The sequence below is a fragment of the Bacillus sp. UNC438CL73TsuS30 genome, assembly GCF_000482325.1.
In the GTDB taxonomy this organism is placed as follows: domain Bacteria; phylum Bacillota; class Bacilli; order Bacillales; family Cytobacillaceae; genus Neobacillus.
This window is the reverse complement of the sequence record NZ_KI535295.1, coordinates 579,761-602,748: the sequence shown is the minus strand read 5'-3', so window position 1 is coordinate 602,748 and position 22,988 is coordinate 579,761. Positions and strand designations below refer to the sequence as shown.

Here is a 22,988-nt window from a genome sequence, read left to right as displayed (position 1 = left end):
AACCACTTATAAATTTGGCCAAAGGTGGAAGAAATGCAACAATGGCCAGACGAACAATAAGCTGTCAAATCGGTCAAGAATCCCACCGTGACCAGGTAAAATTTTCCCAGAATCCTTTACATTAAAATGACGTTTAAACGCCGATTCAACCAAATCACCGATTTGTCCAAAAATAGATAACACTATGGTAATTCCTAATATTTCAAGTAATGATGCATTAAAATCGGAAAATAAAGCAAATAAAACCCCGACAATAAGAGCACATACTACACCGCCAATGGAACCTTCAATGGTTTTATTTGGACTTATTTCCGGCCATAATTTGTTCTTACCGGCAGCTTTTCCGATGAAATATGCACCAGAATCGGTTGCCCACATGATAAACAAGGAATAAAAAATATAAACAAGGCCGGCATTACGGGCTTCCATGAAAAAATAAAACCCCATTCCAACATAAACGGCAGAAAGAACGGAAAAAGCTCCATCTTCAAAAGTAAATCGGTTTTTCGTTATAACTGTATAGGCCAACAGCAACAACACAAAAGCAATGGCCAATTCAGATTTTGTATAATAAAAAGTATTCATGACGTGGTCATATTGTTTTGGAAATATAATCACCCAAAGAAACAATGTTGCCAGAAAGCCATGTACGGTAAAAATAGAAAGATTTTTCATTTTTAAAAGCTCGTACAAGCCAATAGTTGCCAAGAAATACGATAATAGGACGAATGGCAGTCCTCCATAAAACACAATCGGAACAAAAAGTGCGGCGGCCACGACTGCTGTTATGATTCTTTGCTTCATCTATTAGTTTCACACCTTTATGGACTATATTCCTCCAAACCGGCGCTGACGATTTTGAAATGTTTCAATCGCCTCAAGCAGATGCTCCTCACCGAAGTCCGGCCATAAAACCTCAGTAAACCAGAATTCTGTGTAAGCCAATTGCCAAAGCATGAAATTGCTCAGGCGAATTTCACCACTTGTTCGAATTAATAGATCAGGGTCCGTCATGTTTGCTGTCATCAAATACGAGGAAAAAACCTCTTCATTTAAATCATTTTCATTCATAATATCACTTCTGCAATCACTTACGACTTGTTTGACTGCATCAATGATTTCAGCCCTGCTTCCGTAATTCAGCGCAAAGTTTAAGACTAGTCCATTATTATTTTTTGTTTCTTCAATAGCTTTTTCAATCGCGTGTAATGTATGTACAGGGAGTTTATCTTTGTATCCCATCATTTTCACTTGAACATTTTCTTCAATTAATTCCGGAAGGAACGTACCTAGAAATTCCTCAGGTAATTTCATGATATATTCCACTTCGTTTTTAGGTCGTTTCCAATTTTCAGTTGAAAAGGCATATAAGGTTAAGGTTTTAATTCCAAGCTGATTGGCAAGTCGTGTAGTTTTACGAACGACCTTCATCCCTTCATGGTGTCCTGCTATTCGTGGTAATGCCCTTTTTTTTGCCCATCGTCCATTCCCGTCCATTATAATCGCAACATGCTCAGGAATTGGTAATTTTTTTATCTCTTCTATTTTTTCTCGGAGTGTGGAAGAGTTATTTTGATTCTTCCAAAGCCTTATTTTATTAAACATGACAATGCTCCTCCAAATTAAGTTAATCATATACTCCGATAATAGATTTTTCTCTAATCGAACCAGTAACAAATCCTATGAATGATCATTTAGCATGTTTTTATCATACCAAAAAAACATGAAGATATCTTCTAATAACTAACTTATGTAAAATATAAGGAATTAAGAATAATATTCAGAAAACTTATTTTGATAAATCTCCAAAAAGAATCTGAGCTCAAATAGTGAAAAAACCCCCTAAAATAGAGGGTCACCCTGCCAAGTAAATTGGTTATACTTCCATAATTTCTTTCTCTTTGTCTTTTGTAATTTTATCAATTTTACTGATATTTTCATCTGTCAATTTTTGAATATCGTCAGAATAACCTCGAAGATCATCTTCAGTAATATCGCCTTTTTTCTCTAACTTTTTCAAGTCTTCATTTGCATCACGACGTACATTTCGAATCGCTACTTTTGCTTCTTCTGATTCTTTTTTCACTAATTTAACAAGTTCTTTACGACGTTCTTCCGTTAGTTGTGGAATCGCAATCCGAATGAGCATACCATCATTTGATGGATTCAAACCTAAATCGGATTTTAGAATCGCCTTCTCGATATCACCAAGAATGGATTTGTCGTACGGCTGAATGACCAGAAGTCTTGCCTCAGGAGTTGTAATTCCTGCAACCTGGTTTACTGGAGTTGGCGCTCCGTAATAATCAACGGTAATCCGGTCCAATAGGGATGCACTTGCTCTTCCGGCACGAATGCTTGCAAGCTCACGTGTAAATGCTTGAATCCCTTTTGACATTTTATCTTTTGCGTTGGAGATGACTTGTTTTGGCATTAGTTTTTCCCCCTAACAATTGTTCCAATTTTTTCACCCATTACGGCGCGTTTAATATTCCCTTGTTCCATAATTGAGAAAACAATAAGCGGAATATCATTATCCATACATAATGAAGAGGCAGTGGAATCCATTACGGCCAACCCTTCTTTGATTACATCAAGATAAGAAAGCTCCTCATATTTAGTTGCATTTTTATCTATACGAGGGTCTGCAGAATATACCCCATCTACATTATTTTTTGCCATTAAAATTACTTCTGCATCAATTTCTGCTGCTCTGAGTGCTGCAGTTGTATCCGTTGAGAAATATGGATTTCCAGTACCTGCTGCAAAAATTACTACACGTTTCTTTTCTAGATGTCTTATTGCACGACGTCTTATATAGGGTTCTGCAACCTGACGCATTTCAATTGAAGTTTGCACGCGTGATTCAATCCCTAAATGCTCTAAGCTATCTTGAAGTGCTAAGGAATTCATTACCGTCGCCAACATTCCCATATAATCAGCCGTTGCCCGGTCCATTCCCATCTCACTGCCGATTTTCCCGCGCCAAATATTGCCGCCGCCAACAACAACTGCTACTTCAACTCCAAGTTCAGCAATCTCTTTTACTTGAGCAGCAATGGATTTAATCACAGAAGGTTTAATGCCAAAGCTCGACTCTCCCGCAAGTGCTTCCCCGCTTAATTTTAAAACGACGCGTTTGTACTTAGGACTACCCATATAAACCTCCGAATTTTTGATGATGTATTACCATTTAATTTCTTCATGCTTCAAAAATAGGGAACACAATGTGCTCCCTATTCAAATTATTTTTTATTTACTTGGTTCATAACTTCTTCTGCAAAGTTATCTTCACGTTTTTCAATGCCTTCGCCTACTTCATAGCGAATGAATTCTCGAACAGTAGCACCTTTTGATTCAACGAATTGGCGTACTTTTTGATCAGGGTTTTTAACGAATGCTTGATCAAGAACACAAACATCTTCAAAATATTTTCCTAGGCGGCCTTCAACCATTTTTGCAACGATATTTTCCGGCTTACCTTCGTTAAGGGCTTGCTGTGTTAAGATTTCGCGCTCACGCTCAACTTCTTCTTGTGATACTTGATCACGAGAAACATATTTTGGATTTAACGCAGCGATATGCATGGAAACATCCTTTGCTGCACTTGCATCAGTAGTGCCTTCAAGTACAGATAAAACACCGATACGACCGCCCATGTGAAGGTATGCACCGAATGCATCATTATCGGATTTAGATACAATTACAAAGCGGCGAAGGGAAAGCTTTTCACCAATTTTAGCAATTGCAGCATTGATATGTTCAGAAACTGTTGCACCATTTTCCATTTTTTGCTCAGAAGCTTCTTCTACTGTTGCTGGTTTATTTTTTAGAAGGTGTTCAGCAAGTTCCTTAACAAGTGTTTGGAAACCTTCGTTTTTTGCAACGAAGTCAGTTTCTGAGTTCACTTCTAGGATAACTGCTTCGTTTCCTTCTGTTAAAATGTAAGTTGTTCCTTCAGCAGCAATACGATCTGCTTTCTTTGCAGCTTTTGCAATTCCTTTTTCACGAAGGTAATCAATTGCTTTGTCCATATCACCATTTGTTTCTGTTAATGCTTTTTTACAATCCATCATTCCTGCGCCTGTTTTTTCACGAAGTTCCTTAACCATTTGAGCCGTTACTGCCATAATGTATTTCCTCCTTATATACTATGTATTCATATCTTAGCCAATCAAACCTAAGATAAACCTTTTTGCTTTTAAACTACGCCTTTGTTTGTTCCCCAAGGGGCTAGTCTAGACTTGAATTTTCTTTAAAAAAAGGTGATAAAGGGTCTCCCTCTTATCACCTTTTTGAATGTTGGCACTATAGAATTAAGCTTCTACTGCTACTTCTTCACCTTGTTTTGCTTCAAGGATTGCATCCGCCATTTTGCCAGTTAATAATTTAACCGCACGGATTGCATCGTCGTTCGCAGGAATAACTACATCGATTTCATCCGGATCACAGTTTGTATCAACAATACCTACGATAGGGATGTTTAATTTCTTAGCTTCTGCAACTGCGATACGCTCTTTACGAGGGTCAATGATGAATAATGCATCTGGAAGCTGTTTCATATCTTTAATTCCGCCTAGGAATTTTTCAAGACGTTCTTGTTCTTTCTTTAATTGAACAACTTCTTTTTTAGGTAGTACTTCGAAAGTACCGTCTTCTGACATTCTTTCAATATCTTTTAAGCGGCCAATACGCTTTTGGATTGTTTCGAAGTTTGTTAATGTACCGCCTAACCAGCGTTGGTTCACATAATATTGACCAGAACGGCCTGCTTCTTCTTTAACAGAATCTTGAGCTTGTTTCTTTGTACCAACGAAAAGAACTGTTCCGCCGTTACCAGCAAGTTCCTTTACCCAGTTATAAGCTTCTTCTACCTTCTTAACTGTTTTTTGAAGGTCGATGATATAGATGCCGTTACGCTCAGTGAAGATATATTTCTTCATTTTTGGGTTCCAACGGCGAGTTTGGTGTCCAAAATGTACACCAGCTTCAAGCAATTGCTTCATAGAAATGACTGACATGTTTTTTCCTCCTAATGGTTTGTTTTCCTCCGCTTATCTCATTTTTAAACAGAAACTGTTTGGTTTAACAGCACCGTCTGTTTAAATCAACAAGCGTGTGTATTAACACCATCAAATAATATAGCATAAATATAGAACACAAATCAAGAACTAGTTTCAAAAAATAGAATCCCCTATTTTTTGTAATAGGGGATTCTCCTTTTTAGGTTTACTTTTTATTAATTAGATCTTAATTTATCAAGCTCAACTAAGAACTTGTCGTTTAAGACTTTAATATACGTTCCTTTCATTCCAAGGGAACGAGACTCGATTACGCCTGCACTTTCAAGCTTTCTTAATGCATTGACAATAACCGAGCGGGTAATCCCAACACGATCGGCAATTTTTGATGCAACTAATAAGCCTTCATGACCGTTTAATTCTTCAAAAATATGTTCAATTGCTTCAAGTTCACTATAAGACAGCGAACTAATCGCCATTTGTACAACTGCTTTACTTCTAGCTTCTTCTTCAATTTCCTCTGCTTTTTCCCGTAGGATTTCCATACCTACTACGGTTGCACCGTACTCTGCAAGAATTAAATCATCATCAAGGAATTTTTCCTGTACTCTTGCGAGGATTAATGTTCCTAACCGTTCACCGCCGCCAATAATTGGAACAACAGTCGTTAAGCCTTCAGGGAAAAGTTCTTTGTTTTCAACTGGAAAGGCAGTATATTCACTATTAACATCAAGGTTTGGAGATGTTTCTTGAATATTAAATAAACCTTTCGTATATTCTTCGGGGAATTGACGCTCTTCCAACATTTTTGACATGCGCTCATTTTCAAAATGCTGATTAACTGCAAAGCCTAATAATTTACCACGACGGCTAACAACATAAATATTTGACTCAATCACTTCACTTAGTGTTTCAGCCATTTCTTTAAAGTTTACCGGCTTTCCTGCAGCCTTTTGTAATAACGCATTAATTTTTCTAGTTTTTGAAAGTAAATCCATGTAATTCTTCCTCCTAATGATCTGCAACCAATATTAAATTTTATTTGACAATCATCTTTTGAATATTAGGTGTTTTTACTGTTTCCCCATAAGAAAGGGCTGGTAACACCCTCTTTTAAAGAATAAATTGACTTAAGTCCTTATTTTTTGAGATCGCTCCAAGTTTGTCGTCGACATATTGCGGTGTAATCGTAATTTTCTCCATTGTAATATCAGGTGCTTCGAAGGATAAATCCTCCAAAAGTTTTTCTAATATGGTGTGGAGTCGTCTTGCTCCAATATTATCCGTATTTTGATTCACGTCAAAAGCAACTTCAGCGATTCTACGAATAGCATCGTCAGAAAATTCAATTTGTATACCTTCAGTTTCCAATAATGCTTGATATTGCTTGATAAGGGCATTATCAGGCTCAATAAGAATCCTGAAGAAATCTTCTACATTTAGTTTTGTTAATTCAACCCGAATTGGGAATCGGCCTTGTAATTCCGGAATTAAATCAGAAGGCTTTGCCATATGGAAGGCTCCTGCTGCAATAAACAAGACATGATCCGTTTTAACCGAACCATATTTGGTTACTACCGTTGAACCCTCTACAACAGGTAAAATATCCCTTTGAACCCCTTCACGAGAAACATCTGCTGATGATCCACCGGAATTCTTACTTGCAATTTTATCGATTTCATCAATAAAAATGATGCCATTTTGTTCTGCTCTGTAAACCGCTTCTGAGGTTACTTCATCCATATCAATTAACTTTTGCGCTTCTTCACTCGTTAGAACTTTTCTAGCTTCTCGGACGGTTAATTTTCTTTTTTTCCGTTTCTTTGGCATAAAACTACTCAAGGCATCCTGCATATTCATGCCCATTTGTTCAATTCCGGAGCCTTGAAGCATATCAAACATGGATGGAGCCTGCTCTTCCACTTCAACAGAAACAATTTCATCCTCTAGTTGACCTAATGCTAGCTTTTCCTTAACATTTTTTCGCTTTTCGTTAATCGAATAATCATCGGTTTGCGGTGACTCATGTTCACTTTGGGAGTTTCCACCGCCAAATAACATTTCGAGAGGATTTTTATAACCGGTTGACTTCTTTGCTGACGGTACTAGCAGGTCTACAAGTCTGCTGTTTGCATTTTCCTCTGCCCGTTCCTTAACGTTAAGCATTCTTTCTTCTTTCACCAACCGAACAGAAGTTTCCACTAAATCACGGACCATAGACTCTACATCACGGCCAACATAGCCCACCTCAGTGAATTTGGTTGCCTCAACCTTAACAAAAGGAGCCCCGACTAGCTTAGCAATCCTGCGGGCTATTTCTGTTTTACCAACACCTGTAGGTCCAATCATTAAAATATTTTTCGGAATAATTTCATCCCGTAATTTTTCGGTTAATAAGCCTCTTCTGTATCGATTCCTAAGTGCAACAGCTACAGCTTTCTTCGCATCCTTCTGCCCAATAATATATTGGTCAAGTCTCTCTACGATTTGGCGCGGGGTTAAATTTGTTGTTTTTCCCATTGATCAGGACTCCCTTCCCGTTATAGCTCTTCAACAATAATATTGTGATTCGTATACACACATATTTCAGCAGCTATTTCTAAAGAAGCTTTGGCAATTTCTTTTGCAGATAAATGATCCCCTGCGTATTTCTTTAAAGAGCGGCCCGCAGCTAAGGCATAATTGCCGCCGGAACCAATCGCAAGTATACCATCATCTGGCTCTATGACTTCTCCAGTTCCGGAAACAAGCAGCAAACTTTCTCGATTCATAACAATCAGCATCGCTTCAAGCTTTCGCAACATTTTATCGCTGCGCCATTCCTTAGCAAGTTCCACTGCTGCTCTTTGAAGGTTTCCATTATATTCTTCAAGTTTACCTTCAAATAACTCAAACAATGTAAAAGCATCCGCAACGGATCCAGCAAAACCGGCTAATACTCTACCATTAAAAATCTTTCTGACTTTTCTTGCTGTGTGCTTCATTACAACCGCATTTCCAAATGTGACTTGCCCATCACCTGACATCGAACATTCACCTTTATGGTGAACCGCAAAAATCGTAGTAGCATGAAATTGCTCCATTAATTAAAATCCTCCTCTTTTGGAGTTTTCTATATTCCGATTAACTCAAGAATGAAAAAGCATCGTGAACTCCTTGTTCAAACGTGAACAATAAATGTACTAAAACCATGTTGAAAATGTTCAATTCTATATTTTGAGTAATTCTTCTCTATTTGTAAATAACCGAGATAGAATGTTAATAAAACATTCACATTTATCATGCTTCCAGCAAGCAAGGCCTACTAAATCGTAACATACTTCCATAGCCCATGCAAGGAATTTTACAAAACTTTCATAAAGTTCTGAATTGTTTCCAACGCTCTATTTGCATGCTGTAAATTTCTCTCTTGTTTCCCCTTAATTTTGACTGGTAATTCAGGAAAAAGTCCAAAATTTGCATTCATCGGTTGGAAATTTTTCGCGTTCGTGGTGGTAATATAGTGTGCCATACTTCCAATTGCGGTTTCATCAGGAAACTCCAACGTTTCTTTCCCTTCAACTAAACGGGATGCGTTAATTCCGGCAATTAATCCGCTAGCTGCTGATTCAACATATCCTTCTACTCCGGTCATTTGCCCTGCAAAAAATAAATCCTCCCGCTCACGGAATTGATAGGTTGCTCTCAACACCTTAGGGGAATTAATAAATGTGTTCCGGTGCATAACGCCATAACGGATAATTTCAGCATTTTCAAGCCCCGGTATAAGGCTGAGCACCTCTTTTTGTGCCCCCCATTTTAAGTGAGTTTGAAATCCAACAATATTAAATAATGTTCCTGCCGCATCATCCTGTCTTAACTGAATAACTGCAAAAGGTCTTTTCCCTGTTTTCGGGTCTTCTAAACCAACCGGCTTTAAAGGGCCAAAGAGCATCGTTTTCTTTCCTCTAGCCGCCATTACTTCAATTGGCATACAGCCTTCGAAGAAAATTTCCTTTTCAAATTCTTTTAATGGAACGGTTTCAGCTGAAATTAATGCCTCATAGAATCGGTTAAATTCTTCCTCTGTCATCGGACAATTTAAATATGCTGCTTCTCCCTTATCGTAACGGGATTTTAAATATACCTTGTCCATATCAATACTTTCTTTTTCAATAATTGGTGCTGCAGCATCATAGAAATAAAGATATTCTTCCCCTGTTATATTCTTTAGCTGCGCTGAAAGTTCAGGACTTGTCAGCGGCCCTGTTGCAATAACTGTCGGTCCTTCAGGAATTTTAATTACTTCCTCATTAATGACCGTGACATTTTCATGATTTTTAACCAAGTTTGTTACTTTTGCTGCAAATTCATGCCGATCAACTGCTAAAGCACCACCAGCAGGAACTGAGCAGGCATCCGCTGCCGCGATAATGACGGAATCAAGCTTTCGCATTTCTTCCTTTAACACACCAACAGCATTCGTTAACGTGTTTGCTCTTAAAGAATTACTGCAGACCAATTCTGCAAATTTATCTGTATGATGAGCAGGAGTTTGCTTAACAGGTCGCATTTCATAAAGGCGAACTTTAATCCCACGTTTCGCAATTTGCCAGGCTGCTTCACTGCCCGCAAGTCCTGCTCCAATAACATTAACTGTCATTTCTTTCATGAATGTCCTCCTAGACCACTTTCTTAATTATGTAACCAAACATCTATACTATACTTTTCCCTCAATTTAGTCCATCTTGCATTTTACTATACGTTTCAAAAACAAAAAAGTTTTTTGGTTTAAAATATTTTTAAAATGAAAAAAAAAGAGAGTAGGCATCCGCCCACTCTTAGCTTTGCTGCTCTTCCTTGTAATCGCAATTCGGACACTGTACTTGAACACCTTTTTTTAATTTCTTCTCAACCAGATACGTTTCGCATTTTGGGCAGTTTCTTGGCAGCGGTTTATCCCATGAAATAAAATCGCATTCAGGGAAGCGGTCGCATCCATAGAAAAGGCGTTTTTTCTTACTTTTTCTTTCAATAATGGCGCCCTCTTTACAATTCGGACAAGTAACCCCGATTTCCTTTACGATTGGTTTTGTATTTCGACAATCCGGGAAATTACTGCAGGCCATAAATTTTCCGTATCGTCCCATTTTAAATACCATTGGACTTCCACAGTTTTCGCAATCCTCACCTGCAGGCTCATCTTTTATTTCAACCGATTGCATTTCCTTTTCGGCTTTCTCTAAATGAGTCTCAAAGTCTTTGTAAAATTCATCAATAATTTCCACCCAGCGGATTTTGCCATCTTCTACATTATCTAATCCCTGCTCCATCTTAGCTGTAAATTCAACATCCAAAATATCAGGAAAGAATTCAAGGATCAATTCATGAATAATTTCCCCAAGCTCAGTCGGAATGAATCGTTTATTATCGAGGGCAACATATCCTCTTTTTTGAATCGTATCCAATGTTGGCGCATAGGTAGATGGACGACCAATTCCTAATTCTTCAAGAGTTTTGACGAGCCTTGCTTCTGTATATCTTGGCGGAGGTTGTGTAAAGTGCTGCTTCGGTTCAATATCCTTTTGGAATACTTCATCTCCCTCTTTTAAATCCGGCAGCATATTATCCCTTTCTTCTACTTGATCATCACTACCCTCAACATATACCTTCATAAAACCAGGGAATTTTACCTTTGAACCTGTTGCGCGGAAGATAACTTTCCCGTTTTGTAAATCCACACTCATTGTATCCATTACAGCCTGTGCCATTTGACTTGCTAAAAAGCGTTCCCAAATTAATTTATACAACCGTAACTGGTCTCTCGACAAAAATTCCTTTAAACTGTTTGGATCTCTGAAAGTACTCGTAGGTCGAATGGCTTCATGAGCATCTTGTGCACCCGTTTGTTTTTTGTCTTTTCTTTGTTCTTCTTTTAAATATTCCACACCGTATTGATTTTGAATGTACTCTGCTGCCTCTTTCTGAGCAACCTCCGAAATACGGGTTGAGTCTGTTCTCATATAGGTAATGAGACCGACGGTTCCTTCTTTTCCCAGCTCAATCCCCTCATATAACTGCTGCGCAAGCATCATGGTTTTCTTTGCGCGGAAATTAAGTTTCCTCGCTGCTTCCTGCTGCAAAGATGAGGTAATAAATGGAGGAGCAGGATTTCTTTTCCGCTCCTTCTTTGTGACAGCGGTTACTGTAAATTGATTGCCTTCCATCAGCTTTAGGACATTCTGAACATCTTCTTCCGAGCGTAATTCTTCTTTATTCTCACCTAAAATTGTATGGAACGCTGCACGAAATTGGTTTTTTCCTTTTACTACTTCTCCTTCAATCGTCCAATATTCTTCGGGAACAAAAGCTTGAATTTCTTTTTCTCGGTCAATAATCAGTCGAACGGCAACCGATTGAACCCGGCCTGCGCTTAACCCTTTTTTGACCTTTTTCCAAAGAAGCGGGCTGATATTATAACCAACTAAACGATCAAGAATTCTTCTCGCCTGCTGCGCATCAACAAGATCCATATTAATTGGCCGTGGATGCTTAAAGGACTCCTTTATTGCATCCTTTGTAATTTCATTGAAGACAACGCGGCAGTCAGAATGAATATCAACGTCCAAGCTATGGGCAAGATGCCAGGCAATGGCTTCCCCTTCGCGATCGGGGTCAGCTGCCAGAAAGATTTTTTTTGCTTTTTTAGCAGCTGTTTTTAATTCCTTAAGAACAGGCCCTTTTCCCCGAATTGTAATATATTTCGGTTCAAAACTTTTTTCAACATCTACACCCATTTGGCTTCTTGGAAGGTCGCGGACATGCCCCATTGATGCTTTTACTTTATATTTATTTCCTAGATAACGTTCAATCGTTTTCGCTTTTGCTGGCGATTCTACGATTACAAGATACTCAGACATTTAGGTAATCCTCCTTAAGAGGGATAGAAGAAATGTGGAAGCGCCTTGAAGCGGGCTTTAGCCTGTTTCTAAGATGCTTACAATTTGACAAGCTTTCCTTTTATTCCAATATTAAAAATATGGACTGGAAAAATACTTTACAAAAATGACTTATCCCAAAGTTTTCGATTTATCGACAATATTATTCCTTGATATTCAAATTATGCTTAAAATGAAAATTAAATATCAAAATATCCATTATTATTGAACATATTCCTTGTTCTTGTCAATGAACATGTCATATAAAGAAACCATTTTCACATGATACGACCTCTTTTTCCTATCGAATCATCTGTTGGAAAATGTATAACAGATTAGAAATAATTTCAAGTTATTTAAGCTTATTTCTCCAAAAAATGCGAAAAAACCTTCTATAATTTTTATTTTTTATTCATTATTTGCTTAATTTTTGTAAAATATGATTCATGATTGCAGTTCTTCTAAAATATCCTCTGCACTCGTTACTAACTTTGCCCCTTGCTGGATTAAATCGTTCGTCCCACTTGAAAAGGGATTAAATATGCTTCCCGGAAGTGAAAATACCTCCCGCCCCTCATTTACTGCGTAATTTGCCGTAATAAGCGACCCGCTTTTACGTTTAGCTTCTATTATAAAGGTGCCCTTTGATAGACCGCTGATGATTCGATTCCGTGCCGGAAAATGCCATTTGAGCGGCTTCGTATCCGGTGGATATTCTGAAATAATCAATTGATTTTTCATCATTTCTAATGCCAGGTTCATATTTTCCTTAGGATAGATATGATATATTCCCCCTGCAATCACACCAATTGTCTTTCCACCATTTTTAATAGCAGTGTCGTGGGCCAGTGCATCTATTCCTTTGGCAAGACCACTGACTATGAGTACCCCGTCTTCGATTAATTTTGGAAATATAAGCCTGATTGCATTTTTCCCGTAAGGTGTAGCCTGCCTAGAGCCTACCACAGCAAGCTTTGGCTCCTTATCCAACAACGATATATCTCCTTTTGCAAATAATGCCCAAGGCGGCTGATAAATTTCCTTTAATACAGCTGGATATTCTTTGTCAAAAATCGAAATAACAATAATTTCATTTGTTTTATATTGGCGGATTTGTTCATGAATGATTTCAGATTGGTAAGTTAGAAAGGAAGTTTGACCCGTATCTTGAAAGGTATTTAAGGGTGGAAATGAAGATTTTTGTTGAAGTAATTGTGGATGCAGGCGATAAAGTGAATGGAGTGTGGGATCTTTTTTTAACATTTGATATACGGCATTCCAGGAAATATTGGGGTAATGGAGCAAGTGGATTAATTTTTCTTTAAAATCGTCCAAAATTGGACCCTCCCTATAGAATTTTTAAAACAGTAGAAATAGCCCCTCAAGATATGAGGGACTATCTGTTGGTCTTTGATGACTTCTTATACGTTAACTAGTGTCTAGCTCCAGCGACTAACTCCTCGAGGTCGCTTCGCTTTTCTAGTTTAATGCGTTTTGCACTTTTCGTATAAACCTTGTTCTTTTAATGCTTCGATTAATGTTTCACCCATTACGGATGGAGTGTCAGCAACTTTGATGCCACATTCGTTCATGACACGGATTTTTTCATCAGCAGTACCTTTACCGCCTGAAATGATGGCGCCAGCGTGGCCCATACGCTTTCCTGGAGGTGCAGTACGGCCGCCGATGAAGCCAACAACTGGTTTTGTCATGTTTGCTTTTACCCATTGAGCAGCTTCTTCTTCTGCTGTACCGCCGATTTCACCAATCATGATCACAGCATAAGTTTCAGGGTCTTCATTAAATGCTTTTAATACATCGATAAAGTTTGTTCCATTTACAGGATCTCCACCAATACCAACTGCTGTTGTTTGACCGATACCTGCTTGTGTTAATTGATGAACCGCTTCGTATGTTAATGTTCCGGAGCGGGAAACAACACCAACATGGCCTTTTGTATGGATGTATCCAGGCATGATTCCGATTTTACACTCATCAGCAGTAATAACACCAGGACAGTTAGGTCCAACTAAGCGGGTTTTCTTGCCTTCCATGTAACGTTTAACTTTTACCATATCCAGTACTGGAATATGTTCAGTAATACAAATAGCAAGATCCAATTCGGCATCAACAGCCTCAATAATGGAATCTGCTGCAAATGGCGCAGGAACGTATATTACTGAAGCAGTAGCACCAGTAGCTTCAACAGCTTCTTTTACTGTATTAAAAACAGGTACGCCTTCTACCTCTTGTCCACCTTTACCAGGAGAGGTACCCCCAACGATTTTTGTACCATATTCAAGCATTTGTTTTGTGTGGAAGCGGGCAGTTCCACCTGTAATCCCTTGAACAATTACTTTGGTATCTTTATTAATAAAAACGCTCACGTTAATTCCCCTTTCTTAAGATCCTATTTCACTAATGAAACGATTTTTTGTGCTCCATCTGCCATGGATTCAGCAGCAGTAATGTTAAGGCCAGACTCAGCAAGGATTTTCTTACCTAATTCAACATTTGTTCCTTCTAAGCGAACAACTAGAGGAATAGAAAGTCCAACTTGTTTAGCTGCCTCGACAACACCCTCGGCAATAACATCACACTTCATGATTCCACCAAAGATATTAACAAAAATACCTTTTACGTTTGGATCAGAAAGGATAATTTTGAATGCTTCCGTTACCTTTTCAGCAGTTGCACCGCCGCCAACATCAAGGAAGTTAGCCGGATCTCCGCCATAATGCTTAACGATATCCATTGTTGCCATTGCAAGACCGGCACCGTTAACCATACAGCCGATGTTTCCATCAAGAGCAATATAGCTTAAATCATATTTAGAAGCTTCGATTTCTTTTGGATCTTCCTCTTCAAGATCACGATATTCTAAAACATCTTTCTGGCGGTATAGTGCATTAGAGTCGAAGTTTAATTTAGCATCTAGCGCCATAACTTTTCCGTCACCTGTTACGACTAACGGATTGATTTCAGCAATCGAGCAATCCTTTTCAACAAAAGCATTGTAAAGACCAGTCATAAACTTTACAGCTTGATTGACTAATTCTTTTGGAATATTGATGTTGAATGCGATACGGCGTGCTTGGAAAGGCATTAATCCAATTACCGGGTCGATCACTTCTTTAAAAATTTTCTCAGGAGTTTTTTCTGCAACCTCTTCAATTTCTGTTCCGCCTTCTTCAGATGCCATTAAGACAACACGGGAAGTTGCACGGTCTAATACTAAACCAACATAGTATTCTTTTTTAATGTCACAGCCTTCTTCGATAAGCAAGCGTTTTACTTCCTTACCTTCTGGGCCTGTTTGGTGTGTAACTAAGGTTTTACCAAGAATTTCGTTTGCATATGTACGAACTTCATCAAGGTTTTTTGCCACTTTAACACCGCCAGCTTTACCCCGTCCGCCAGCATGGATTTGCGCTTTTACCACACATACTTGTGTGCCTAGTTCTTTTGCAGCTTCCACCGCTTCTTCAACTGTGAACGCCACTTTACCATTTGGAACTGCTACCCCATATTTTCTGAGGATTTCTTTCCCCTGATACTCATGGATATTCATTTCCCATCCTCCTATCAAACTCTTCAAAAAATTGACTCCGTTTACATTGTATATAATGTCACAAACCTTGTCCACCATAATACATAAAAATTATATTCATCTTAAAAATACAAGTAAAACAAATACTTATTTAGCCATTTTCATCCTATAATTCCTTCCAAATATGGCAGATAATTATTTTTTTACCATAATAAAAAACAGGCCTAAACCTGTTTAATAGCATATACCCTTTATACCTTTTTATGTATTGCCATCAATATTTTGCAATAGAATCTTTAATTGGCGCAAAACTTTTTCGGTGGTAAGGGGTTATCCCATATTTCTCTATAGCTAAAAGATGCTCTTTTGTCCCATAGCCCATGTTATGTTGAAAACCATATTCCGGATATTCATTCGATAATTCTTTCATCATCTTGTCTCTAGCCACCTTGGCAATGATGGAAGCAGCCGCAATGGTGACACTACTGGCATCCCCTTTGATAATTGACTCTGCAGGAAAAGGAGTGTCAAGTTTCATCGCATCAATTAACAAGAAATCCGGTTTAGGCTCCAAACAAACAATGGCAGATTTCATTGCTTTTTTTGTTGCCTCATAAATATTTATTTTATCAATCTCATCAGCATGTACCATAGCGATACTTAGAGCAATAGCTTCTTTCCGAATAATAGTGTCATATTCCTCCCGCTTTTTTTCGGTTAGTTTCTTGGAATCATCAATGCCCGGCAAGTAAAAGTCTTCCGGTAAAATTACAGCAGCACACGCAACCGGACCAGCTAGCGGCCCCCTTCCGACTTCATCCACACCAGCAATAAGCTTAAAACCTTCCGCCCGGTATTTTCGTTCATAATGATTCATTTCAAAAAATTTCGCTTGAAGAACTTGCTCCTGTTCCTGTCTTTTTTTCCATCGACCAATAGCGGTTTGAACCCCCTTACGTTCATCACTTTCAAGCTCAAGAAGGAAGGGATTTGAGTCATCTTCAATGGTCATTAATTGCGCTTCGATTTCAGCAATGGATAGTCTTTTCATTTCGTTCACCTGTTTTCCCAAAAAAATAAAGCTCCCCCTAGGGAGAGCCTGATTTAGTTAGATTCTTCCTCAACGAAGAATTCCCTTGGCCGTTCAAACGTCAGCGGGCCAAATTTTTCTGATCTGATCTCACGAATTACGAGTTCAGCTACTTTATCATAATCAACTAAGCCGCCGCCCATTAAACAGCCTCTTAATTTTCCGATATGGTCAAACAACTCCACCACATCAGCAGGGACTTCATCAAGCTGATACCGCTCTTTTAAGCGGTCAGGGTAGGCTTTTTCCAGAAACCTAATCGAATAGATTGTCAGCTCCTGCAGGTTTAACAGGGTATCCTTAATCGCTCCAGTAATAGCTAGCTTCTTTCCAACCTCTTGGTCTTCGAATTTAGGCCATAATATCCCCGGTGTATCCAGTAATTCCATTTCTTTACCGACTTTAATCCATTGCTGGGATTTTGTTACACCCGGTGTGTTGCCGGTTTTTGCAATATTTTTTTTTGCCAGCCTATTAATTAGTGTGGATTTCCCTGCATTTGGAATTCCAACAATCATCGCCCGAATCGCCCTAGGGTTTACACCCTTTGCTTTTAAGCGTGCAAACTTCTCTTTTAGGATTTCTTGGGCTGCCTGTGAAATTTCCCTCATTCCTACTCCTGCTTGTGAATTAATAGCAATTGCACGGATTCCCTTTTCTGCAAAAAAGGCAATCCATTCCTTTGTTGCCTCTTTATCCGCCATATCTGCTTTATTCAATAAAACAAGTCTTGGTTTATGCTGAATGATTTCGTCGATCATTGGATTCCTGGAAGAATAAGGGATTCTTGCGTCCACTAATTCAAAAATGATATCAACCAGCTTTAATTTCTCCGTGACCTCTCTGCGAGCCTTGGCCATATGGCCGGGAAACCATTGGATCGTCAAATTAGCCACCACCTCTCAGATTTCTATTTTACTTTAATAATATGTGCATCTTTTAACGGCCAATAAACAATGCTTGTCTTGCCGATTACTTTACTTAGAGGGACTGCACCAATATGGCGGCTGTCCTTACTGTACCGCCGATTATCTCCCATTACAAACAATTCGCCCTTTGGAACGGTCTTTTGACCTACAGCCGTTTCTTCGAGTTTAAATGACTCAGTTAATGGTCCATCTGTAACTTGTTTTTTATATTTATCTAAATACGGTTCTTTATACGCTTTCCCATTCACATATAGGGTATCATTTTTATATTCAATCCGGTCGCCCGGAAGTCCAATTACGCGTTTTATGTAATCTTTATGCTCAGGAGCATGGAAGACAATGATATCAAACCGATGCGGCTCCCCTACTTTATAGCTAAACTTATTTACAATCATTCTGTCCTGATCCTTCAGTGTTGGCATCATCGACAATCCATCCACTACAATCGGGGCAAATAAAAAATAACGAATAACTGCCGCTAAGATAACAGCTATTAGAAGCGCCTTTGTCCATTCCCATAGTTCATTTTTCTTTTTTGTCATTAAATTCCCACCAATCTTCCTGCAAAAAAATAAGTTTATAAAGCATATTTTACATAACTTCAAGAGATTTAACACGATGGGACATAGTTTTTTAATGAAACTTTAATATTTACACGCGGAAGTGCCTAATCATAAATCGATAGAAAAAAGAGCTTGCAGAGCAAGCTCTTTTTTTTTCATATTAGCGAATTTCTTTAATTCTTGCTTTTTTACCGCGAAGTTTACGTAAGTAATAAAGCTTAGCACGGCGAACTTTACCGCGACGAATAACTTCTAGCTTCGCAATTTTTGGTGTGTGTACAGGGAAAGTACGCTCAACGCCTACTCCGTAAGAAACTTTACGAACTGTAAAAGTTTCGCTAATTCCACCACCACGACGCTTAATCACAACACCTTCAAATAACTGAATACGCTCACGAGTACCCTCGATAACTTTTACGTGTACACGTACAGTATCCCCAGGACGGAACGCAGGAAGATCAGAGCGAAGTTGTTCTTTTGTGATTTCTTCGATTAATTTATGCATCGTATTCAACTCCTTCCAACAGATGCTCTTGCATATCTATTTAGCTATTACTTGCAGCGGAACATCGTTATAAGACCAAACTGATAAACAACAGCCCAAGTCACAAATAGTATCATAACATAAACAGTAACACTGTGCAATAACTACTTAGATTCTTTTTTTACCTCTTTCAGCCATTTTTCCTGCTCATCGGTCAAATCTATCTTTTCTAATAAATCTGGCCTCCGTAACAGCGTTCGTCTTAAAGCCTCTTTATTCCGCCATTCCTCTATTAATTTATGATTTCCAGACAATAAAACTTCCGGAACCTTTAAACCTCGGAAATCAGCCGGACGTGTATAATGCGGGTGTTCCAAAAGTCCGGTGCTAAACGAGTCTTTCATATGAGACTCTTCATTTCCCAGCACTTCCGGTAATAGGCGGACAATACTATCAATCACAACCATTGCACCAAGTTCCCCGCCCGTTAAAACATAATCTCCGATCGAAATTTCATCTGTAACAATATTTTCGCGTATTCTTTCATCGTACCCCTCATAATGTCCGCAAATAAAAATTAAATGTTCCTCTCGAGCCAATTCTTCCGCTTTTCTCTGGTCATACCTTGACCCCTGAGGGCAGAGTAAAATAACTCTCGTATTCGGGCTGGCCGCTTTTTCTTTTAGGTCCGCCACAGCATCAAAAATCGGCTGCGGTTTAAGTACCATCCCTGCGCCTCCGCCATACGGATAGTCATCTACAGTATTATGTTTGTTATCGGCATATTCACGGAAGTTCACAACATTATATTCAACCGCTGATTTTTCAGCAGCCTTGTGTAATATGGATTGTCCCAATACTCCTGTAAACATTTCTGGAAAAAGAGTAAGGATGTCGATTTTCATCATGAAAGTAATCCTTCCATCGGTTCGATTAAAATGACCTTCTCTTTAACATCTACTTTCTTTACTACATCATGGATATAGGGAATTAATGTCTCCTTACCACCCTTGCCTTTTACGACCCAAACATCGTTAGCACCCGGGGTAAGGATTTCAGTGACTTTGCCAATTTCTTCACCCTTGGTAGTCGCAACCAAGCAGCCAATAATTTCATGAAAATAAAATTCATCTTCCTTCAATTGACCAAGATAGGATTCCGGAACCTTTAAAATTCCATCCCTAAATTTTTCTACTTCATTAATATTTTCCAAACCTTCAAATGTCAGCAAATCAAAATTTTTATGGGAGCGGTGGCTTTTAACCTTTAATTCAATTGGGTCCTTTGCTTTCGGTAAAAATAAGTAAAGAACATTTCCTATTTTGTATCGTTCTTCAGGGAAATCGGTTTTTGATATTACTCTTACCTCTCCTCTAATACCATGTGTATTGACAATCTTCCCGACATTAAACCATTTTTCCATGCCATTGTTCACCTCTATCGTATATCATCAATCATCCCATCTCGGATAATAATCGTAGGTTGTCCGAATTCCTCATCCCATATGTCTCCAACCTTTATCTCGATCAGGGCTTGTACTTCTTTTTCCTTTAGTTCACTGCCGATCGGCAGAATATGTAATTGTTCAATTTGAAAATCAAGAAGCTTCTCCTTTTCGTGACGCATCTGAATTTCTTTTTCAAAATGTTTTTTCAATGCACCCGGTGAAAAATTCTTTGATTTCTCTAAACGTTTTAATTCAAAGAGCAGCTGATCCCGTTCCTTTTGAAGCTGCAGTTTTTGAGCTTGAAATTTTCCAAACAGTTTTTCCTTGCTCTTTTCCGTTAATACCTGCTTAACCACAACAGATTGAATAATTTGCATAGTAGGTCCCCTTTACCCATCTAATAAGTGAGTTAAAAAAGTTAGCAAAAAAGGGAGGATATATATCCCTCCCTTTAATCTAGATGCAAAAAGCTATTCACCAATTTCTAGAAATATTTTCTTCTGTTGTGATGATCCTGCTGCATAGACAACAGTTCTAATGGCCTTTGCAACGCGCCCTTGCTTTCCAATCACCTTACCAATATCCGTCTTGTTGACGGAAAGATGATACGTGATTCGTTGCTCATCTTCCTTCACATCGACGCGAACGTCTTCCGGAAAATCAACCAAAGGCTTAACAATTGTTTCGATCAATTGTTTCATTTGCGAATCCTTATTTGCTTAATTTTGCATTATGGAATTTTTCCATGATGCCTTGGTTAGAGAAAAGGTTACGAACTGTATCAGATGGTTTAGCACCGTCTTGTAACCATTTAAGAGCTAATTCTTCGTTGATTTGAACTTGAGCTGGCTGTGCAACTGGATTGTAAGTTCCAACAACTTCAATGTAACGTCCATCACGAGGAGAACGAGAATCTGCTACTACGATACGATAGAAAGGAGTTTTTTTAGCTCCCATACGTTTTAAACGAATTTTAACTGCCATTTTATATAAGCACCTCCGAATATGTTTCACACAAGAAATAATATTAACAGAAAGAAATTAGCTTGTAAAGGTTTTTCTCTTTACGCATTTAGAAAGGCTTAAACGGAAATTTAAATCCGCCTTTTTTCTTTCCCTTTTGCTGCATCCCTGACATTTGTTTCATCATTTTTTTCATGTCTTCAAATTGCTTAAGCAAGCGATTGACTTCAGGTACTGTTCTACCGCTTCCTTTGGCAATCCTTCTTTTGCGGCCTGAGTTCATGATTTCCGGATGAAGTTTTTCTTCTTTGGTCATCGAGCGTATAATTGCCTCAACATGAGCAATTTGCTTTTCATCGATTTGAAGATTATTCAGTCCTTTAATCTTATTAGCTCCCGGCATCATTTTTAATAATTCATCAAGCGGTCCGAGATTACGAACCTGACCTAATTGTTCCAAAAAATCATCAAGGGTGAAGGATGCTGTTCTCATTTTTTGTTCGAGTTCTTTTGCCTTTTCCTCATCAACATTGGCCTGAGCTTTTTCAATAAGCGTCAGTACATCCCCCATGCCTAGAATTCGCGATGCCATCCGTTCTGGATGAAACGGTTCAAGTGCATCCATTTTTTCACCTAAACCGACGAATTTAATCGGGGTTTGGGTAACTGCACGAATTGAAAGGGCAGCACCACCACGGGTGTCCCCATCAAGCTTTGTTAACACTACGCCAGTTAACCCAAGAGTTTCATTAAAGCTTTGAGCAACATTGACAGCATCCTGACCTGTCATTGCATCGACAACAAGAAAGATTTCATCAGGTTTTGTAAGTTCCTTAATGTCCTTTAACTCGTCCATTAAAGTTTCATCAATATGAAGTCGTCCGGCTGTATCAATTAAGACATAATCATGATGCTCTTCCTTTGCCTTTTCAATGGCTTGCTTCGCAATTTCTACCGGGCTCACTTGGTCACCAAGTGAGAAAACCGGCATGTCTAATTGCTTGCCAAGCGTTTGCAGCTGCTTGATCGCGGCTGGACGATAAATATCGGCGGCAACCAGCAATGGTTTTCGGTTGTACTTTTTCCGCAGTAAAAGCGATAGCTTTCCAGTAGTTGTTGTTTTACCTGCCCCCTGCAAACCAACCATCATAATCACTGTCGGGGGACGATTGGATACAGCAATTTTACTTTGCTCGCCACCCATTAATTCTGTTAACTCTTCATTGACAATTTTAATGATTTGCTGTCCAGGAGTTAAGCTTTTTAAGACTTCCTGCCCCACTGCCCGTTCACTGACTTTTTTGACAAATTCTTTTACAACCTTGAAGTTTACGTCTGCCTCTAATAAAGCAAGACGAACCTCTCTCATCATTTCTTTAACATCCGCTTCAGAGACTTTCCCTTTTCCGCGAATTTTTTGAATGGTACTCTGCAGTCGGTCGGCTAATCCTTCAAACGCCATTCATGCCGCCTCCTAATCCAGTTTCTCAAGCTCAGCGACTGCTTCAAGCATCGCCTGCTTTGAAGGGTTTTCAGCATTTAGCAATTCTCTTACATGCTTTAATAGATTGCTGCGCTCTTGAAATTTCTGAAACAGCAGCAGCTTTTCCTCATACTCCTCGAGCATTGCTTCCGTCCGTTTAATATTGTCATAAACGGCCTGTCGGCTGACATTATACTCTTCGGCAATTTCTCCTAGTGAGTAATCATCTAAGTAATAGAGAGACATATAGCTTTGCTGCTTTGGAGTTAACAACGAATAGTAAAAATCATAGAGATAATTCATCCGTGTGGTTTTCTCAAGCATGCTCATCCCTCCTGTTGTTAAGTGAAAAGCCTTTACAAATGTAGTTTACACAGTGGACCTGTCCCTGTCAAGATAAGGCCTTTCCAACGTTACTTGATTCATATTTTTGCAGATTTCCTTTTAAGGCTTGTTAAATTAATCTGTTGATTTCCGCTCCAATCAACAGTTGTTTCAGAATAGACTATTTTAATACAGAAAAGCAGTATTTTTTTAAATA

At 38.7% G+C, this 22,988-nt stretch carries 25 protein-coding genes; all 25 read right to left on the bottom strand.

All coding sequences use genetic code 11. The annotated features are described in order from the left end of the window. Positions 1-6 precede the first annotated feature (6 nt). Complete coding sequence (locus M028_RS0116745; RefSeq protein ID WP_026574880.1) at positions 7-804, bottom strand: phosphatidate cytidylyltransferase; 798 nt, start codon at positions 802-804, stop codon at positions 7-9. Positions 805-828: 24 nt separating this feature from the next. Further along, on the bottom strand, positions 829-1,605 hold the full coding sequence (locus M028_RS0116740) for an isoprenyl transferase (RefSeq protein ID WP_026574879.1): 777 nt from the start codon (positions 1,603-1,605) through the stop codon (positions 829-831). A gap of 271 nt (positions 1,606-1,876) precedes the next feature. Continuing rightward, positions 1,877-2,434, bottom strand: coding sequence for a ribosome recycling factor (gene frr / locus M028_RS0116735; protein ID WP_026574878.1), 558 nt, complete (start codon positions 2,432-2,434; stop codon positions 1,877-1,879). Then, positions 2,434-3,159 carry a UMP kinase gene (gene pyrH / locus M028_RS0116730; RefSeq protein ID WP_026574877.1) on the bottom strand — a complete coding sequence of 242 codons (726 nt, stop codon included), beginning with the start codon at positions 3,157-3,159 and terminating at the stop codon, positions 2,434-2,436. The genes frr and pyrH overlap by 1 nt, the downstream gene beginning before the upstream one ends. A gap of 86 nt (positions 3,160-3,245) precedes the next feature. After that, the gene (tsf, locus tag M028_RS0116725; protein ID WP_026574876.1) at positions 3,246-4,130 is read right to left on the bottom strand and encodes a translation elongation factor Ts; all 885 of its coding nucleotides are present in this window, start codon (positions 4,128-4,130) and stop codon (positions 3,246-3,248) included. 186 nt (positions 4,131-4,316) lie between these two features. Further along, a complete protein-coding gene (rpsB, locus tag M028_RS0116720) occupies positions 4,317-5,021 on the bottom strand; it encodes a 30S ribosomal protein S2 (RefSeq protein WP_026574875.1) in 705 nt (234 codons plus the stop codon). Positions 5,022-5,239: 218 nt separating this feature from the next. Further along, positions 5,240-6,019 (bottom strand): GTP-sensing pleiotropic transcriptional regulator CodY, encoded by a 780-nt coding sequence (gene codY, locus M028_RS0116715; RefSeq protein ID WP_026574874.1) that lies wholly within the window; start codon positions 6,017-6,019, stop codon positions 5,240-5,242. Between the two features lie 115 nt (positions 6,020-6,134). Then, a complete protein-coding gene (hslU, locus tag M028_RS0116710; RefSeq protein ID WP_026574873.1) occupies positions 6,135-7,541 on the bottom strand; it encodes an HslU--HslV peptidase ATPase subunit in 1,407 nt (468 codons plus the stop codon). Between the two features lie 20 nt (positions 7,542-7,561). Beyond that, positions 7,562-8,104, bottom strand: coding sequence for an ATP-dependent protease subunit HslV (gene hslV, locus M028_RS0116705; protein WP_026574872.1), 543 nt, complete (start codon positions 8,102-8,104; stop codon positions 7,562-7,564). Between the two features lie 260 nt (positions 8,105-8,364). Further along, positions 8,365-9,672: an FADH(2)-oxidizing methylenetetrahydrofolate--tRNA-(uracil(54)-C(5))-methyltransferase TrmFO gene (gene trmFO / locus M028_RS0116700; RefSeq protein WP_026574871.1), complete on the bottom strand. Its 1,308-nt coding sequence runs from the start codon at positions 9,670-9,672 to the stop codon at positions 8,365-8,367. Positions 9,673-9,841: 169 nt separating this feature from the next. Then, positions 9,842-11,920 carry a type I DNA topoisomerase gene (topA, locus tag M028_RS0116695; protein ID WP_026574870.1) on the bottom strand — a complete coding sequence of 693 codons (2,079 nt, stop codon included), beginning with the start codon at positions 11,918-11,920 and terminating at the stop codon, positions 9,842-9,844. Between the two features lie 462 nt (positions 11,921-12,382). Next, positions 12,383-13,273, bottom strand: coding sequence for a DNA-processing protein DprA (gene dprA / locus M028_RS0116685; RefSeq protein ID WP_026574869.1), 891 nt, complete (start codon positions 13,271-13,273; stop codon positions 12,383-12,385). Positions 13,274-13,422: 149 nt separating this feature from the next. Then, on the bottom strand, positions 13,423-14,325 hold the full coding sequence (gene sucD, locus M028_RS0116680) for a succinate--CoA ligase subunit alpha (RefSeq protein ID WP_026574868.1): 903 nt from the start codon (positions 14,323-14,325) through the stop codon (positions 13,423-13,425). Positions 14,326-14,348: 23 nt separating this feature from the next. Next, entirely contained in the window at positions 14,349-15,509 is a 1,161-nt protein-coding gene (gene sucC, locus M028_RS0116675) for an ADP-forming succinate--CoA ligase subunit beta (RefSeq protein WP_026574867.1), read from the bottom strand. Positions 15,510-15,762: 253 nt separating this feature from the next. After that, positions 15,763-16,539: a ribonuclease HII gene (locus tag M028_RS0116670; RefSeq protein ID WP_026574866.1), complete on the bottom strand. Its 777-nt coding sequence runs from the start codon at positions 16,537-16,539 to the stop codon at positions 15,763-15,765. A 53-nt stretch (positions 16,540-16,592) separates the two neighbouring features. Continuing rightward, positions 16,593-17,465 carry a ribosome biogenesis GTPase YlqF gene (ylqF, locus tag M028_RS0116665; RefSeq protein WP_026574865.1) on the bottom strand — a complete coding sequence of 291 codons (873 nt, stop codon included), beginning with the start codon at positions 17,463-17,465 and terminating at the stop codon, positions 16,593-16,595. 23 nt (positions 17,466-17,488) lie between these two features. Continuing rightward, a complete protein-coding gene (gene lepB, locus M028_RS0116660) occupies positions 17,489-18,049 on the bottom strand; it encodes a signal peptidase I (protein ID WP_026574864.1) in 561 nt (186 codons plus the stop codon). 181 nt (positions 18,050-18,230) lie between these two features. Beyond that, a complete protein-coding gene (gene rplS, locus M028_RS0116655; RefSeq protein WP_026574863.1) occupies positions 18,231-18,575 on the bottom strand; it encodes a 50S ribosomal protein L19 in 345 nt (114 codons plus the stop codon). Positions 18,576-18,718: 143 nt separating this feature from the next. Beyond that, positions 18,719-19,459: a tRNA (guanosine(37)-N1)-methyltransferase TrmD gene (trmD, locus tag M028_RS0116650; RefSeq protein WP_197031445.1), complete on the bottom strand. Its 741-nt coding sequence runs from the start codon at positions 19,457-19,459 to the stop codon at positions 18,719-18,721. Further along, a complete protein-coding gene (gene rimM / locus M028_RS0116645) occupies positions 19,459-19,977 on the bottom strand; it encodes a ribosome maturation factor RimM (RefSeq protein WP_026574861.1) in 519 nt (172 codons plus the stop codon). The genes trmD and rimM overlap by 1 nt, the downstream gene beginning before the upstream one ends. Before the next feature lie 14 nt (positions 19,978-19,991). Continuing rightward, a complete protein-coding gene (locus tag M028_RS0116640) occupies positions 19,992-20,378 on the bottom strand; it encodes a YlqD family protein (RefSeq protein WP_026574860.1) in 387 nt (128 codons plus the stop codon). A 93-nt stretch (positions 20,379-20,471) separates the two neighbouring features. After that, entirely contained in the window at positions 20,472-20,702 is a 231-nt protein-coding gene (locus M028_RS0116635) for a KH domain-containing protein (protein WP_026574859.1), read from the bottom strand. A 10-nt stretch (positions 20,703-20,712) separates the two neighbouring features. Then, on the bottom strand, positions 20,713-20,985 hold the full coding sequence (rpsP, locus tag M028_RS0116630; RefSeq protein WP_026574858.1) for a 30S ribosomal protein S16: 273 nt from the start codon (positions 20,983-20,985) through the stop codon (positions 20,713-20,715). An 88-nt stretch (positions 20,986-21,073) separates the two neighbouring features. Continuing rightward, a complete protein-coding gene (gene ffh, locus M028_RS0116625) occupies positions 21,074-22,426 on the bottom strand; it encodes a signal recognition particle protein (RefSeq protein ID WP_026574857.1) in 1,353 nt (450 codons plus the stop codon). A 12-nt stretch (positions 22,427-22,438) separates the two neighbouring features. Further along, positions 22,439-22,771 carry a putative DNA-binding protein gene (locus M028_RS0116620; RefSeq protein WP_026574856.1) on the bottom strand — a complete coding sequence of 111 codons (333 nt, stop codon included), beginning with the start codon at positions 22,769-22,771 and terminating at the stop codon, positions 22,439-22,441. Positions 22,772-22,988: the final 217 nt, after the last annotated feature.

Bases quoted from the DNA above. Each gene is read 5' to 3' on its own strand.
- M028_RS0116745 (WP_026574880.1), bottom strand. From the start codon at position 804: ATGAAGCAAAGAATCATAACAGCAGTCGTGGCCGCCGCACTTTTTGTT.
- M028_RS0116740 (WP_026574879.1), bottom strand. From the start codon at position 1,605: ATGTTTAATAAAATAAGGCTTTGGAAGAATCAAAATAACTCTTCCACA.
- frr (WP_026574878.1), bottom strand. From the start codon at position 2,434: ATGCCAAAACAAGTCATCTCCAACGCAAAAGATAAAATGTCAAAAGGG.
- pyrH (WP_026574877.1), bottom strand. From the start codon at position 3,159: ATGGGTAGTCCTAAGTACAAACGCGTCGTTTTAAAATTAAGCGGGGAA.
- tsf (WP_026574876.1), bottom strand. From the start codon at position 4,130: ATGGCAGTAACGGCTCAAATGGTTAAGGAACTTCGTGAAAAAACAGGC.
- rpsB (WP_026574875.1), bottom strand. From the start codon at position 5,021: ATGTCAGTCATTTCTATGAAGCAATTGCTTGAAGCTGGTGTACATTTT.
- codY (WP_026574874.1), bottom strand. From the start codon at position 6,019: ATGGATTTACTTTCAAAAACTAGAAAAATTAATGCGTTATTACAAAAG.
- hslU (WP_026574873.1), bottom strand. From the start codon at position 7,541: ATGGGAAAAACAACAAATTTAACCCCGCGCCAAATCGTAGAGAGACTT.
- hslV (WP_026574872.1), bottom strand. From the start codon at position 8,104: ATGGAGCAATTTCATGCTACTACGATTTTTGCGGTTCACCATAAAGGT.
- trmFO (WP_026574871.1), bottom strand. From the start codon at position 9,672: ATGAAAGAAATGACAGTTAATGTTATTGGAGCAGGACTTGCGGGCAGT.
- topA (WP_026574870.1), bottom strand. From the start codon at position 11,920: ATGTCTGAGTATCTTGTAATCGTAGAATCGCCAGCAAAAGCGAAAACG.
- sucC (WP_026574867.1), bottom strand. From the start codon at position 15,509: ATGAATATCCATGAGTATCAGGGGAAAGAAATCCTCAGAAAATATGGG.
- M028_RS0116670 (WP_026574866.1), bottom strand. From the start codon at position 16,539: ATGAAAAGACTATCCATTGCTGAAATCGAAGCGCAATTAATGACCATT.
- lepB (WP_026574864.1), bottom strand. From the start codon at position 18,049: ATGACAAAAAAGAAAAATGAACTATGGGAATGGACAAAGGCGCTTCTA.
- rplS (WP_026574863.1), bottom strand. From the start codon at position 18,575: ATGCATAAATTAATCGAAGAAATCACAAAAGAACAACTTCGCTCTGAT.
- trmD (WP_197031445.1), bottom strand. From the start codon at position 19,459: ATGAAAATCGACATCCTTACTCTTTTTCCAGAAATGTTTACAGGAGTA.
- rimM (WP_026574861.1), bottom strand. From the start codon at position 19,977: ATGGAAAAATGGTTTAATGTCGGGAAGATTGTCAATACACATGGTATT.
- M028_RS0116640 (WP_026574860.1), bottom strand. From the start codon at position 20,378: ATGCAAATTATTCAATCTGTTGTGGTTAAGCAGGTATTAACGGAAAAG.
- M028_RS0116635 (WP_026574859.1), bottom strand. From the start codon at position 20,702: ATGAAACAATTGATCGAAACAATTGTTAAGCCTTTGGTTGATTTTCCG.
- rpsP (WP_026574858.1), bottom strand. From the start codon at position 20,985: ATGGCAGTTAAAATTCGTTTAAAACGTATGGGAGCTAAAAAAACTCCT.
- ffh (WP_026574857.1), bottom strand. From the start codon at position 22,426: ATGGCGTTTGAAGGATTAGCCGACCGACTGCAGAGTACCATTCAAAAA.
- M028_RS0116620 (WP_026574856.1), bottom strand. From the start codon at position 22,771: ATGCTTGAGAAAACCACACGGATGAATTATCTCTATGATTTTTACTAT.